The 12859-nt window shown below is 35.7% G+C and carries 14 protein-coding genes; 9 read left to right on the forward strand and 5 right to left on the reverse strand.

The features are described from left to right. Positions 1-34 precede the first annotated feature (34 nt). Complete coding sequence (locus tag LG377_RS03965) at positions 35-1369, reverse strand: 2-hydroxycarboxylate transporter family protein (RefSeq protein ID WP_225743412.1); 1335 nt, start codon at positions 1367-1369, stop codon at positions 35-37. Between the two features lie 151 nt (positions 1370-1520). On the opposite strand from LG377_RS03965, the gene LG377_RS03970 reads away from it, so the two are divergent. From LG377_RS03970 to LG377_RS03980, 3 genes are all read left to right on the forward strand, one after another. Next, positions 1521-3047 carry a sensor histidine kinase gene (locus tag LG377_RS03970; protein WP_225743413.1) on the forward strand — a complete coding sequence of 509 codons (1527 nt, stop codon included), beginning with the start codon at positions 1521-1523 and terminating at the stop codon, positions 3045-3047. Further along, entirely contained in the window at positions 3048-3737 is a 690-nt protein-coding gene (locus tag LG377_RS03975; RefSeq protein ID WP_225743414.1) for a response regulator, read from the forward strand. Positions 3738-3884: 147 nt separating this feature from the next. Further along, the gene (locus tag LG377_RS03980; RefSeq protein WP_225743415.1) at positions 3885-4418 is read left to right on the forward strand and encodes a YrhK family protein; all 534 of its coding nucleotides are present in this window, start codon (positions 3885-3887) and stop codon (positions 4416-4418) included. A gap of 54 nt (positions 4419-4472) precedes the next feature. Here the strand turns inward: LG377_RS03980 and spx are convergent, their stop codons facing one another. Continuing rightward, the gene (gene spx / locus LG377_RS03985; protein WP_225743416.1) at positions 4473-4892 is read right to left on the reverse strand and encodes a transcriptional regulator Spx; all 420 of its coding nucleotides are present in this window, start codon (positions 4890-4892) and stop codon (positions 4473-4475) included. Between the two features lie 308 nt (positions 4893-5200). Here spx and LG377_RS03990 point away from each other — a divergent pair, with 308 nt between their 5' ends. The 6 genes from LG377_RS03990 (at position 5201) to LG377_RS04015 (ending at position 10222) form a co-directional block, all read left to right on the forward strand. Then, positions 5201-6112: an aldo/keto reductase family oxidoreductase gene (locus tag LG377_RS03990; protein WP_225743417.1), complete on the forward strand. Its 912-nt coding sequence runs from the start codon at positions 5201-5203 to the stop codon at positions 6110-6112. 118 nt (positions 6113-6230) lie between these two features. Then, on the forward strand, positions 6231-6539 hold the full coding sequence (locus LG377_RS03995; RefSeq protein WP_225743418.1) for a phasin family protein: 309 nt from the start codon (positions 6231-6233) through the stop codon (positions 6537-6539). A 62-nt stretch (positions 6540-6601) separates the two neighbouring features. Beyond that, positions 6602-8200 carry an AarF/ABC1/UbiB kinase family protein gene (locus LG377_RS04000; RefSeq protein ID WP_225743419.1) on the forward strand — a complete coding sequence of 533 codons (1599 nt, stop codon included), beginning with the start codon at positions 6602-6604 and terminating at the stop codon, positions 8198-8200. A gap of 65 nt (positions 8201-8265) precedes the next feature. Continuing rightward, entirely contained in the window at positions 8266-9243 is a 978-nt protein-coding gene (locus tag LG377_RS04005; RefSeq protein ID WP_225743420.1) for an aromatic acid exporter family protein, read from the forward strand. An 18-nt stretch (positions 9244-9261) separates the two neighbouring features. Further along, complete coding sequence (locus LG377_RS04010; protein ID WP_225743421.1) at positions 9262-9684, forward strand: DUF4430 domain-containing protein; 423 nt, start codon at positions 9262-9264, stop codon at positions 9682-9684. After that, positions 9674-10222, forward strand: coding sequence for an ECF transporter S component (locus tag LG377_RS04015; RefSeq protein WP_225743422.1), 549 nt, complete (start codon positions 9674-9676; stop codon positions 10220-10222). Before LG377_RS04010 ends, LG377_RS04015 begins: the two co-directional genes overlap by 11 nt. A gap of 41 nt (positions 10223-10263) precedes the next feature. On the opposite strand, the gene LG377_RS04020 is transcribed toward LG377_RS04015, so the two are convergent. Genes LG377_RS04020 through LG377_RS04030 form a run of 3 tightly spaced genes read right to left on the reverse strand, consistent with a single transcriptional unit; the run spans position 10264 to position 12428 of the window. After that, positions 10264-10797: a hypothetical protein gene (locus LG377_RS04020; RefSeq protein ID WP_225743423.1), complete on the reverse strand. Its 534-nt coding sequence runs from the start codon at positions 10795-10797 to the stop codon at positions 10264-10266. 6 nt (positions 10798-10803) lie between these two features. Continuing rightward, on the reverse strand, positions 10804-11802 hold the full coding sequence (gene floA, locus LG377_RS04025; RefSeq protein WP_305067549.1) for a flotillin-like protein FloA: 999 nt from the start codon (positions 11800-11802) through the stop codon (positions 10804-10806). Positions 11803-11819: 17 nt separating this feature from the next. Further along, the gene (locus LG377_RS04030) at positions 11820-12428 is read right to left on the reverse strand and encodes an NfeD family protein (RefSeq protein WP_225743424.1); all 609 of its coding nucleotides are present in this window, start codon (positions 12426-12428) and stop codon (positions 11820-11822) included. Between the last annotated feature and the right edge of the window lie 431 nt (positions 12429-12859).

Raw genomic sequence — 12859 nt, forward strand, 5'->3', positions numbered from 1 at the left:
TTATAAATCTTTTTTTAAATTTTTATACCGTGTATTAGAAAATAAATCGTAGAAGCGAAATCATAAAAGTGATTGTGATGGCTCCACCGATTCGAGTCGCAACTTGTGCAAAAGGCATCATTTCTTGACGATTTGCAGTAGATAGAATGGCTACATTACCAGTGCCGCCCATAGAGGCTTGATTCAATGAAATAATCGCCGATTCTATAGGATAAAGATGGACATAATTGGCTAGGAAAAATCCAGTTGCTCCTAAAGTGAGGACAGTAACGAGTATGATCAATACATACTGCCAAGACATGATTTTCAAAACATCTTCAAGTGACAGATAAATGATACCAAGTCCAACCATTAGTGGATAAGTGAAATTGGCCGATATCAATTTATTTAGTTGAAGTACCCCAGATTCCAGACTTGATGGTAGCACGCTGAAATACTTAAGCAATGTTGAAGCAAAGATAATGATAACAGCTGCAGGTAAACCTATCAAAGTAGCTGCCATGGTGCCGCCAATATATAAAGTCGTAACCAGGAAGAACCCTGCTCCAATAATACCAAAACTAATCGGTATAGAAACTTTTTTATCGTCTGAATCCAACTCAAGACCTTTACCGGCTTTAATGAGCGTACCATTTCCGTTTAACTCAGGTTTCTTTTCACCAAGACGATTGATCAAAGCCGCTATGATAATAGCAAAAAAGTTACCGATGATGGTCGCTGGTGCTAGAGTTGCTACGACTTCGCCGTAAGGGATACTAGTAATATGACTATATCCTAAGGCTAAAGGGAGTATACCACCGCCAATCCCACCTGCCAAAGTAGGTCCAACTATATAGAACAAAGTGTGCTGGAATCCTAACCCAAGTATCCAGCCTAATGTTGAAGGAATGAGTACAGCGAGAACAAATCCGACAATCATGGGAATGACCATGCGAGCAAATCCGTTAATTAGTACTTTGGTATTCATACCTAAAATACTACCAGTAATGAGAGAAAAAACGTAGATATCTAAAAAATCTGCATCGCTCATCAGAAACTCGACTGAATTAAGGGCATTATCAGGGATTAGATGAAATAAAACAAAGATGGCTGGAATCAACATGGATAAGATTGTCGCTCCGCCTAATTTATTTAAGATTGGAATAGTGCTACCAATTTTGCCTAATGACCAACCTAATACGAGAAGGACACCCATCCCACCCATAACATCAGTAGGTAGTTCATCCATATATACGGCTATTATAATAATAACTGAAGCGATTAAGAAATACGGTAAGGACAAGGGTCCGACTTTAATTTCATTTAGGCGACCTAGAAAAGACAAACGACCCGTTGAATTCTTCTGGATTTCTTTTGAATGGTTAAACAACTTTTTACCTCCTATTCAATGCGTTTATTCAAATGCATATATATCCTAATCCTAAAACAGATCGATTTCTAGATTATTAAACTAATTTAAGTGTAATTGAAATAAGTTAAGGGATAGTCTATTCTATCTGATACATTGTAAGAAAGGTAAGGTGATTAAAGTCGCTAAACAATGGAGAAAACAGCGATTGCTGTATAGATTGATGTTCATGATTTTAACAACGATAGTAATTACGGTTACTGTACTCTATTTTCTATTAAATCACCAATTATCTTCCTCAGCAAGGCAAGAGCAGGAAGAGAATTTGTTGAAGATTGCTCGTCATGTAGCCAACGAAGCTAATGTGGAAAGTGCTGTGGAAACAAAACAAACAAGTGAGCAGCTACAAACATACAGTAACGAAATCAGTCAGGAATTTGATTTGGATTATACAGTGATACTGACAATTGAAAGTATACGGCTAACACACCCCAATGAAAAGTTGATTAATCAGCCTTTTAAAGGAAACGATGAGCAACGTGTTTTTGAAGGGGAAGAATATGTATCAACGGCTAAAGGATCTTTAGGGCCCTCTATCAGAGCTTTTGTTCCGGTTTATAAAGACGGCAATGTCGTAGGAGCGGTCTCTTTAGGTATAACGATGCGGTCCTTCCAACAGACAATTCAAAATAGTAGTAGAGCTGCGTTATTAATCAGTAGTATTTTTGGTATCATCGTATCATTCATCGTAGCCATTTCTTTGAAAAAACAATTAAATGATATGGAACCGCATGAAATTGTTGGCTTACTAAAAGAGCGAAATGCTATGATGGAGTATGCAAAAGATGCAATTATAGCAACGAATTTACAACAAGAAATCGTCTTAGCGAATCAAGAAGCTACAAAACGATTTATGCATGAAAATAAAACATTGTATCAGTCTATCAGTGAAGTATTACCTTTTGCTAAAGATATCCAGGAAACGCTCGATCAGACTGAGCAAACCAATGAAACGATTTATAAATTTGAAGGCAATCACTATGTTGTATCCATCGCACCCATATTGCTTCAAGGAAAAGTGATTGGGCATATATATAGTTTGAGAGATGCTACAGAATTGCATTTTTTATTAGATCAATTGTATTCGACTTCTAATTATGCCCAAAGTTTACAATCACAGTCTCATGATTTCTTGAACAAATTACATGTCATTTACGGATTAACAGATTTAGAGGAATATGATGAATTGAAAAATTATTTAGCTAGTCTACTGGAACCTGAAGAAGAATTTACCAGACGAATGGCTTATTTGATTTATGAACCGATTATTGCTGGATTTTTGATAGGAGAAAGACATAAGTTTTCCTTGAAGACTATTCCCTTCTCTGTAGAAATTCATCCTGATATACCAACGGCCGCGAATCCATCATGTACGAAAAAATGGATTCAGAAAGTGAAAGAAGTGAATTATCATATACTATTAAATCGTGCTGAAAAGGTCCATGTTGAACTAGGGTACCTTGATAAAGCGATTCTCACGACGTATCACATTAAAGGATTGGATAGCGAATTAGAAGAAATGGCTAAGTCATTGGATCAAGATGCTGTTCATATTTTAGTAGATCGGGGTTCATTAAAAGTTACATTCAAAACAGGGTATAGAATCAAGAAAAACTGGATGAAAAAGGAGGAATCTTAAATGGTTTATTATATTGGGATTATTGAAGATGACCCAATGGTTTCGTCAATCAATAAAAGATTTGTTTCTAGAGTAGAGGGGTTTGAAGTAGCTGCTGAACTGTCAACTGTCAAAGCGGCAGAAGAGTGCTTGATCAAAGGGAAAGTGGCTCTAGATCTTTTGCTCATTGATATCCATTTAAATGATGAATCTGGATTGGAGTTTGTGAAATGGCTAAGAGCGAATGAGTACTCTACCGACTTCATTATGGTTACTGCAATGAGTGAAGAAAAAACTATTTCTCTATGTGCGCAGTACGGTGCAATAGATTACATTTTAAAACCATTTCGTTTCGACAGATTTGAGAAAAGTCTGATTAAATTCAAGCAACAAGCAGAATGGCTTAAAGGAAAGCAGGCGATTACTCAAGAAGATATCGACCATTACTATTGGTTTGATCATTTAGATTACACACAGGATTCTGATTCGATTGAAAAAGGATTATCCAAAGAAACATTAAATCTACTGATAGAGCTAATTGATCAATTTGAAGGATCGTTTACCATAGAAGAGCTTACAAAGAAATCTTCCTTATCGCATGTTTCAGTCAGGAAATATGTACGATATCTAGAGGCTAGTAATATACTTGAAGCGCATAGTACTTACGGAACAGTGGGAAGACCCACAATGTCTTATGTGAAAATTATATAAAATAACAGTTGTTTAACATTCGTAATTATTTTGTTATTTATATGAAGTGCATCAGATTAATGTGAAATAAGAGTTTAAGTATAGGACACCACGTTACGATTATGATAATATAAGAGTTATCAATAATGGTAAAGGAGTATCCATAGTATGCCACAAATTGAAAAGAAAGAACATGATGTTCGTCCTCAAAAAGATGAAGATATGATTATTAAAATGGGTAATTTTAGATTATACTTCCAAAACTATTATACAATTATTTCTCTTGGAAATGATATCGCTACAGGTGGTTTATATCTGGCGGGCAGCTTAACACAGGCTTTTACCAACTTAGAAAGGCTAGGGATGTATTTATATATCTTTGCTAGTTTCTTTCTTTTAATGAGACCAATCATCAGAATCGTTCACAATGTCTATCTATATAGTGAAAATCAATATAGAAAAGATGTATTGGGAGAAAAAATGGATGACGGTTATTATGATGATTCTGAAGAGAATGGCATTGATCAAGAAGAAAAGGAAAAAAAGGAAGAGCAAGCGAAACAGGAAAATAAAACTAGACATGAAGAAGATACGCCGGAAGAAAAAGAAGAACGAGAAGACGCAGATAAAGAAATCGAAATCGTCTCAAGCGGTGATGATGATAAGGATACAGAAGAGGAAAACAAGAAAGAAGAATCATAAGAAAATCCCTGAACTGATCATGTTGACCAGCTCAGGGATTTTCTGTGATTAACTTTAAGCAATTTCAACGGATTCTTCATCAGCAAGCTTGCGGTGGATTTCAGCAAGTTCTAACTCGCGAACTTTTCTTGGAAGGAAGCAACGAATTTCTTCTTCGTTATATCCAATTTGTAAACGACGATCATCCATAATGATAGGACGTCTGATTAAACTCGGTTGCGTTTTAAATAAGGTAAGTAATTCGTTCATAGAAAGGTCTTCAATATCTACATCTAAGGCCTGGTAAGCTTGAGAACGATATGAAATGATTTCTTCAGTACCTTCTTCAGTTAAGCTCAAAATATTTTTGATTTCTTCTATTGATAGAGGTTCGTGGAAAATATTCTTTTCTTCGAACTCTAACTGTTGTTCTTCTAACCAAGCTTTCGCTTTTCGACAAGATGTGCAACTTGGTGATACGTATAATTTAATCATGATTGGTTTGCCCCTTTTCAAAAGTGTGCTTAATCATTTTATGTAAAATGATCTCCGATTAGTTTTAAGTGTAATTTGTGAACAATTTGTTACAAGACCAATTTTAGGAGTAATAGAGATAAAAATCAATAGAATTTGACAAAAATTCGTCACAAATACGCGATTTAATAAAAGTCATTAGATTGTCATAATTCTGACACAATATTTTCCATAGAAAATATTGAGAAAATAAACAATATTTCTCGATTATTTTCAGTGTTACTTATAAAATGACATAAGAAAGTAAATTTGTAACGAGGAGCATAATAATGAAAACGATTAAATTAGGTGAAAGTCAATTAGATGTATCAGAAGTAGCCTTAGGCTGCATGAGAATGAACGCATTAGAGGTCAAAGAAGCAACAGCTGTTTTAGAAGCTGCAAATGAGAGCGGCATCAATTTTTACGACCACGCTGATATTTACGGAAAAGGTGAATCAGAAGAGCGGTTTGCGGCTGCTTTGAAGCAAAGCTCACTTAAAAGAGAGAATTTTCTAATTCAATCTAAAGCGGGTATTCGATTTGGAAAATATGATTTTTCTAAAGAACACTTAACTTCTTCTGTTGAAGGAATTTTGAAAAGACTGGAAACAGATTATTTGGACGTACTTTTACTACACAGACCGGATGCACTTGTTGAACCCGAAGAAGTAGCAGAAGTTTTCACAAGTCTACAGAAAGCTGGGAAAGTGAAACAGTTCGGAGTAAGTAACCACAGTCCTTATCAAATACAATTACTTGAAAAATATATCGAGCAAGACATTGTAGCGAATCAGCTTCAATTAAGTGTGACACATACAGGTATGATCGATGCAGGTATTCATGTAAATACGAAAGATGCGAATTCCATTGACCATGATCGTGCTATTTTAGATTATTGTCGTCTGAATGATATTACGATCCAACCATGGTCACCCGTTCAAGGTGAAAACGGCGTATTCTTAAATAATCCTGATTACCCTGAAGTTAATGAAGTTTTGAGTAAAATTGGAGAAAACTACGGAATGAATAATGAAGCCACGGCTATTGCCTGGTTATTGAGACATCCAGCTAAAATGCAAGTGATTCTAGGGACCATGAATCCTGAAAGAATCAAAACCTATGCATCGGCTTCCGGTAAAGTTATTAGTCGTGATGAATGGTATGAAATATATAGAGCCGCAGGAAACATCGTACCTTAAACAACTGAAGAATCATTAGTCTTGATCTTGATGATAATCTCTGACAATTTCTTTTTTGAGTGCTATACTATAGATGTAAGATCAATTGTAAATGAGGTTCATTGAAAGGAGTATGCTTATGTTAGTAGATGATATTAAAAAAGCTTTACTGATCGGGGTCGGGGGTACTGCTTTGGCTGTCGAAAAATCAATGGAACAAATCGATCGACTTGTTGCTAAAGGAAAGCTTTCAGTTGAAGAGGGTAAAACACTGACTTCTGAACTTATTCAAAAGAAAAACCAGGATACAACAGATACAGAAGAAAAAGAGAGATTAGAAGCTTTGTTATTGAGTATGAATGTAGCTCAGAGAAAAGATATTGATGATCTCGAAGCAAAAGTTCAAGAATTAGAAAAGAAACTTGAAAACAGCTCTAACGAAAGATAATTGGAATGGTGCTGGTTAGTTCATTCTAACCAGCATTTTTTTAATTGAAAGGAGGATGCGTTATGTCAAAGACAAGTAGGGATAGATTAAAAGAAATCGGGACAGTGCTAGCTTCATATGGATTTGGACATATTTATAACACACGTATAAGATCTAAGGATGATGAACAAGATGCACAAAGACTTAGACAGGCTTTTGAAGAATTAGGGCCTAGTTTTATTAAAATTGGCCAGATTATTTCTACAAGACGTGATCTGCTACCGGATAACTATATAGAAGAGCTATCGAAATTAAGAGATAATGCACCTCATTTTCCATATTCTGAAATTAGGAAGATCTTTCGCGAGGAATTTGATCAGACACTTGAAGATATTTTTGAATACGTGGAAGAAAAGCCCCTTGCGAGTGCATCGGTTGCTCAAGTACATAAAGCGAAGCTACACACTGGAGAAAGCGTCATTTTAAAAGTTCAGAGACCAGAGATAGAAGAAAATCTCTTAAGGGATATTAAGTTGTTTTCTAAAATACTTTCTATGGCACCGAATACGGTCAAGGATATGCTGGTAGATGCCGACTCTGCGTTTGATGAGATTTTAGCAACTACAAAAATCGAACTTGATTTTCGTAATGAAGCAAAATATCTAGTTAGATTCAGAGGATTAAATAAAGAAATCAAAGCTGTTACGGCGCCAAAACCTTTTTTGAAATATACATCAAAAAGAGTACTAGTTGAGGAATATATTGATGGAATCAAAGGCTTGGATCCCGTTAAATTGATAACAGAAGGCTACGACAAGAAAGATATTGCTGAAAAATTGATGTATTCTTTTTTATCTCAAGTATTTAACGATGGTTATTTTCATGGAGATCCGCATCAGGGAAATTTGATTATTAAAGGAAAACAAATTGTCTTTTTGGATTTTGGTATAACTGGAGAACTTTCCTCTGACGTTAGAGAGAGCTTGATTCGTTTGATCAAAGCGCTTGTACTGGAAGATATTGAGGGAATGATGAATATTCTCTTGCAGATGGCTATTGTAAAAACGAAAGTTAATCGATTTGCATTAAGTGAAGATCTTGCGGATTTTTATCACATATATGCCTCAAGAAGTTTCAAGAATATAGATTTGAGTGCATTCTTTTCTGACGTACTGTATATTACTAACAAATATAAGATGATCATGCCAAATGATTTCCTGTTACTGGCAAAGTCGATGACGATACTTGAAGGTGTTATCACTGAATTGCATCCGGATATCAATGTTCTAAAAATTGCATCTGCTTATATCAAAGAAAATGATGATGTGTCCTTTTTTGAAACCATCTCAAAAGATAAAGTCATGATTGGCCTTTATCAGTTTGCTCAGCATTCAGCATCTCTTCCTACAAAGATTACAAAGTCTCTTGACACCATTAATAATGGTAGACTTAAAGTACATTTGGATTTAGTGGATGGCGATAAAAAATGGACTGGATTAAATAAGATGGTCAACAGGATTGTGTTTGCTGTCATTATAGCCGCGCTTATTTTAGCTTCAGCGGTTATCTTAGCTGTCGCAGAAGGGACAAGCGTATCTATTCTGGCTATCATTATTTTCTTAGGAGCTGGGATAATGGGATTATGGCTGCTGATTTCAATTATACGTTCAGGTACGTTGTGACACGTTTATAAATAATAAAACTCTGGCTTGATGGAATGAGACTGAGTTTCTGTAGGAGTTATAAAATGAATACAACTCAAAGAACCATCAAAATCGTGGTAGCTACGGTTCTTGCTGTATGGATGGCTCAGTTATTCGAGCTAGATTATACACTAGCAGCCGGAGTCATCGCGATTTTAAGTGTTTTAGACACAAAACAGGAATCGATAAAAATTGCATTAGCAAGAATCGGTTCAATGATACTAGGTTTTTGTATTGCATCTATCTTGTTTGCAAGTTTGGGATTCTCTCTTTTTGCTTTTGGATTATACTTAGCCATTTTTATTCCTTTAGCGTGCAAAGGTAAGATGGAGTCAGGGATTGCGCCGACAACAGTGCTTGTTACGCATTTCATCACAGCTGAAAGTATCTCTTGGAACTGGCAGATCAATGGAACAGCATTGATGCTAATAGGTGTATTTACTGCTTTGTTAGTGAATTTATGGATGCCTAAACAGCAATATACATTAGAGAAGTTCGTTGAAGAAATCGAAAATAAAATGAGTAAGGCACTCTTGATTTTTTATGATCAATTACAAGGAGATCAGAATTACAGAGAATTATCTGAACAGCTTAAACAGTTAGATAAAAGAATACAAGAAATGAACCGTATTGCGTTTAATGAATATGCGAATCAAGTTTTCAAAAAAACCAGTTACTATGTGCGTTATGCACAAATGAGAAAAGAACAATCTGTTGTCTTGCAGAAAATGTGTGAAAATCTTCCGTCCATTAAACTGGCGACTAGTCAAAACCAAATACTCGCGGATCTCTTCAAAGGAACCGCAGAACAACTTCATGAAAAGAATACAGGGTTAGACTTGTTGCAAGACATTTCAGAACTTTATCAAACGTTCAAAGAGTCTGAACTACCTCAAACAAGAAAGGAATTTGAGAGTAGGGCAATTTTATTTCAGATTTTGAATGATTTTATCCGATTCATCAAAATCAAAAGAGAATTTTTTCTCACTGAAAAAGTAGATTCAAACCAGAATGATAATTGAAAGAGGAGTAGAGTTAGAATGAAAAAAATATTAGGACTTTGCATGCTTATTTTTTTAGTAGCAGGATGTGGCAATCAAGAGAATGCATCGACAGAATCAGAAACTTCTGGAAATACACAGGATCAAAATGAAGAGGTTACGTATACGATTGAGTTTTCTATCGATGATGAGCTCTATAGTGTCGATGAAGATGAGATGAATCAGGAATTGAATAGTCCAAAAGATACAACATTACTTGAAGTCATGCATGAAGAGTTCGGTGCAGTAGATAGCGATGGTTTTATTACTGCTATTAATGGCTTAGAACAAAAAGATGATAAAAAGGCTTATTGGTTATTTGACATCAACGGAGAGTTTTCTCAGGTAGGGGCAGGTGATTACGTTTTAGAAGAAGGTGACGAGATTACCTGGAAACTTGAAACGGGTCAAGATGAGGAATAGTAAGAACCAATTTTCTGTATACAGATTAACTGTTCTGGCACTGATGATTGCGCTCGTACAAACTAGTCGGCTGGTCTTTAGTTTTCTTCCAAATGTACAACCGGTTACGACGATTCTGATTTTAATGACAATCACATTTGGTGTTGTGGATGCGATAATTGTTGGGTGTGGTTCAATTATTGTCTCTAATTTATTTTTAGGGATGGGACCATGGACGCTCTCTCAGGTTGTTGCATTCACCATCATCATTCTAGTCAGTTATGCTTTCTCCCTATGCATAAAGAAATTGGATGGTGATTTTATCTATTGGGTGATCTTTTCTGGCGTAACAGGTATCTTGTTTGGTTTCATTATTTCCGTCATTCAGGCCCTGATGTATCAGATGGTTTTTCCAGCGTTTATCGGATACTGGATTGCCGGTATCTGGTTCGATGTCTATCATGCGATTGGGAATAGTGTATTTATGGTTTTACTTTATACACCTTTGATTCCAATGTTTAATAAAATAAATCGAAAAATTAAAAAAAGCCCGTCGTGAAAGTATACTGATTATTCAGTATGCATCATGACGGGTCTTTTTTATTCGTCTCTTAAAGCAATAGGCTTATCTAGAATTTCTTTATAAGCAAAAGCTCTAACAATGTTATCTTCTGTAAATCCAAATTCAGCTGTTTCATTAGATTTAGAAATACTTTTTGTTTTCAATGATTTGACTTCAGTCATTGTATTCGAGGACTGATTTCTAAGTTTGTTTGTACGTTCTTGTCGAGCTTGATCAAGCTTTTCTCTATCTTTTCTACGTCTTTCTCGCTCAGTCGTAATATCTCTTGCAGCACCTCTAGCGGTACTAGCATCTTGCACAGTCTTATCTCTAGCTGAACGCCTTTGGTTTACAGTCTGCTGTTGAGTGGATCTCTGAGGAGTCGCTTGCCTATTTTGCTTAGGCGCAGCTTGAGTAGTAGATCTACGAGTAGAAGTCTGAGTCGGTTCGTTAAAAACGTTTCTTCTATTAGAAGACTGATTCTTGTTTGCTTTTTTACTTAGTGAGTTCAGCACACCTGATACAATACTAAAGAAAATCACTAATTGAACTAACCAGATCAGGATATCCATATCTTATCACTCTTCTTCGTCAGTAGGTCCGGCTTGATTTGATATAGAACTTCTCATATCAGTATCAGCATTTATATTCTGCATTTTATAGTAATCCATTACGCCGATTGTACCATTACGCAATGCTTCAGCCATAGCAAGTGGGACTTTTGCTTCAGACTCGACAACTTTAGCACGCATTTTTTGAGTTTCAGCACGCATTTCTTGTTCTTGTGCAATCGCCATAGAACGTCTTTCTTCAGCTTTAGCTTGGGCAATATTTTTATCTGCTTCAGCTTGCTCTGTTTGTAGTTTTGCTCCGATATTACGACCAACATCGATATCCGCAATATCAATAGATAGAATCTCAAATGCAGTACCAGAGTCCAACCCTTTACTTAACACAGTTTTAGAAATCATATCCGGGTTTTCAAGGACGTCTGAGTGTTTATCTGCAGAACCAACAGTAGTTACAACACCCTCACCAACACGAGCGATGATGGTATCTTCACCAGCACCACCGACTAATCTCTCGATATTCGCACGAACAGTTACTTTCGCTTTCGCTACGATTTCGATACCATCTTTAGCAACTGCAGCGATATCTGGAGTAACGATCACTTTAGGATTAACGGAAAATTGAACGGCTTCAAATACGTTACGACCAGCTAAGTCAATTGCTGCAGCTTTTTCAAATTCAAGGTCAATATCTGCACGGTAAGAAGCGATCAATGCATCAATAACTGCATTTACATTACCACCTGCAAGATGATGTGCTTCTAATTCGTTTGTAGAAAGGGTGATACCTGCTTTAGTCGCTTTGATTAGAGGTCTGATGATCGCATGAGGACTAACTTGACGTAATCTCATACCAATCAGTGTTCCAATACCTACTTTAACGCCAGAAAAGTAGGCTGTAACCCATAACCCAACAGGGACGAATCTTAGGAAAATACTGATTAAAACAATCGCAAAGACTGCGAAAATAATGATGCCGTAAAAACCATCTAACATAAAATCATTCATATAGTTTGTCTCCTATTCTATTTTTTTCTAACAATCACTTTTGTACCCAAAACTTTTTCGATAACGACGGTCACATCTTTTGAAATGTATCCTTCGTCACTTAATACATCTACTAAGATTCCATCGATGGTTCCAAATGAGACTTTACCGGATGGACGTAAAGGTGTTTGTGTGACGCCTTCAAGACCTGGTTCAATCTGTATAGTAGATTTTTTTGTAGCTGATTTTTGATTGCCTTTTATATCAGTATTCAATATCAATTTATTGACATTCGTAAGAGAATAGCCAGTTCTTACGAGATAGAATACAACACCAGACGTGATCACAATCGCCATACTTAAATCTCTGATTGTCATGGTAATATCTCCAAGGGTCAGGTAGAGACCGGATATCAAAAAGAGTGCACCCAGTATTCCGGCAACGCCGAACTCTGGAACAAATATCTCAAAGATAATCAATAGTAAACCAGCTGTGAATAGAACTAATGGTAACCAAGTATCGATTCCAATGACACTAAAGTAAGCAATAAAGCTGAGCATTGTGACTGAAAAACCAGTTTTTGATAATGGTGTCAAAATCGCAATAGCAACTCCAATAAAACCAATAGCGAGTAGTAATCCTTCCATTTTTTAGCCTCCTTTACTCGGTATGTAACCTCCTTCGATCACCTTACAATACTAATGATAGCATTTTATTGTTATAAAGTCATCGGTCTGGAGGCGGATAACCTAATTGATTTTGCTTATTATTGTGTAACAATTTATATAACTAAATAAATCTTGAGTATAAAATATTGGTACCTTTTTTTTGATGTTAATTATGCCTTAATTTTAACAGAAAAGAAGGTTAAAATCTGGAATGAAGCAGATTATTTCTTAGTAGATATCGTGCATGTTATAAATGAATAATTATAAATAAGTATAAGTAATTATTTGAAATGTTCTTTTAGGGTTCGATCAATTTAAGTGCTTAACATTCTAACAGAATGAATTTTTACTCAGATAATATAAACTTTACAATACTTTAGCACACTCTATACATATAGGATAGAATAAGT

Origin of the sequence: Marinilactibacillus sp. Marseille-P9653, from assembly GCF_916618885.1 — a bacterium.
In the GTDB taxonomy this organism is placed as follows: domain Bacteria; phylum Bacillota; class Bacilli; order Lactobacillales; family Carnobacteriaceae_A; genus Marinilactibacillus.

Bases quoted from the DNA above. Each gene is read 5' to 3' on its own strand.
- LG377_RS03975 (WP_225743414.1), top strand. From the start codon at position 3,048: ATGGTTTATTATATTGGGATTATTGAAGATGACCCAATGGTTTCGTCA.
- LG377_RS03980 (WP_225743415.1), top strand. From the start codon at position 3,885: ATGCCACAAATTGAAAAGAAAGAACATGATGTTCGTCCTCAAAAAGAT.
- spx (WP_225743416.1), bottom strand. From the start codon at position 4,892: ATGATTAAATTATACGTATCACCAAGTTGCACATCTTGTCGAAAAGCG.
- LG377_RS03990 (WP_225743417.1), top strand. From the start codon at position 5,201: ATGAAAACGATTAAATTAGGTGAAAGTCAATTAGATGTATCAGAAGTA.
- LG377_RS03995 (WP_225743418.1), top strand. From the start codon at position 6,231: ATGTTAGTAGATGATATTAAAAAAGCTTTACTGATCGGGGTCGGGGGT.
- LG377_RS04000 (WP_225743419.1), top strand. From the start codon at position 6,602: ATGTCAAAGACAAGTAGGGATAGATTAAAAGAAATCGGGACAGTGCTA.
- LG377_RS04005 (WP_225743420.1), top strand. From the start codon at position 8,266: ATGAATACAACTCAAAGAACCATCAAAATCGTGGTAGCTACGGTTCTT.
- LG377_RS04010 (WP_225743421.1), top strand. From the start codon at position 9,262: ATGAAAAAAATATTAGGACTTTGCATGCTTATTTTTTTAGTAGCAGGA.
- LG377_RS04015 (WP_225743422.1), top strand. From the start codon at position 9,674: ATGAGGAATAGTAAGAACCAATTTTCTGTATACAGATTAACTGTTCTG.
- LG377_RS04020 (WP_225743423.1), bottom strand. From the start codon at position 10,797: ATGGATATCCTGATCTGGTTAGTTCAATTAGTGATTTTCTTTAGTATT.
- floA (WP_305067549.1), bottom strand. From the start codon at position 11,802: ATGAATGATTTTATGTTAGATGGTTTTTACGGCATCATTATTTTCGCA.
- LG377_RS04030 (WP_225743424.1), bottom strand. From the start codon at position 12,428: ATGGAAGGATTACTACTCGCTATTGGTTTTATTGGAGTTGCTATTGCG.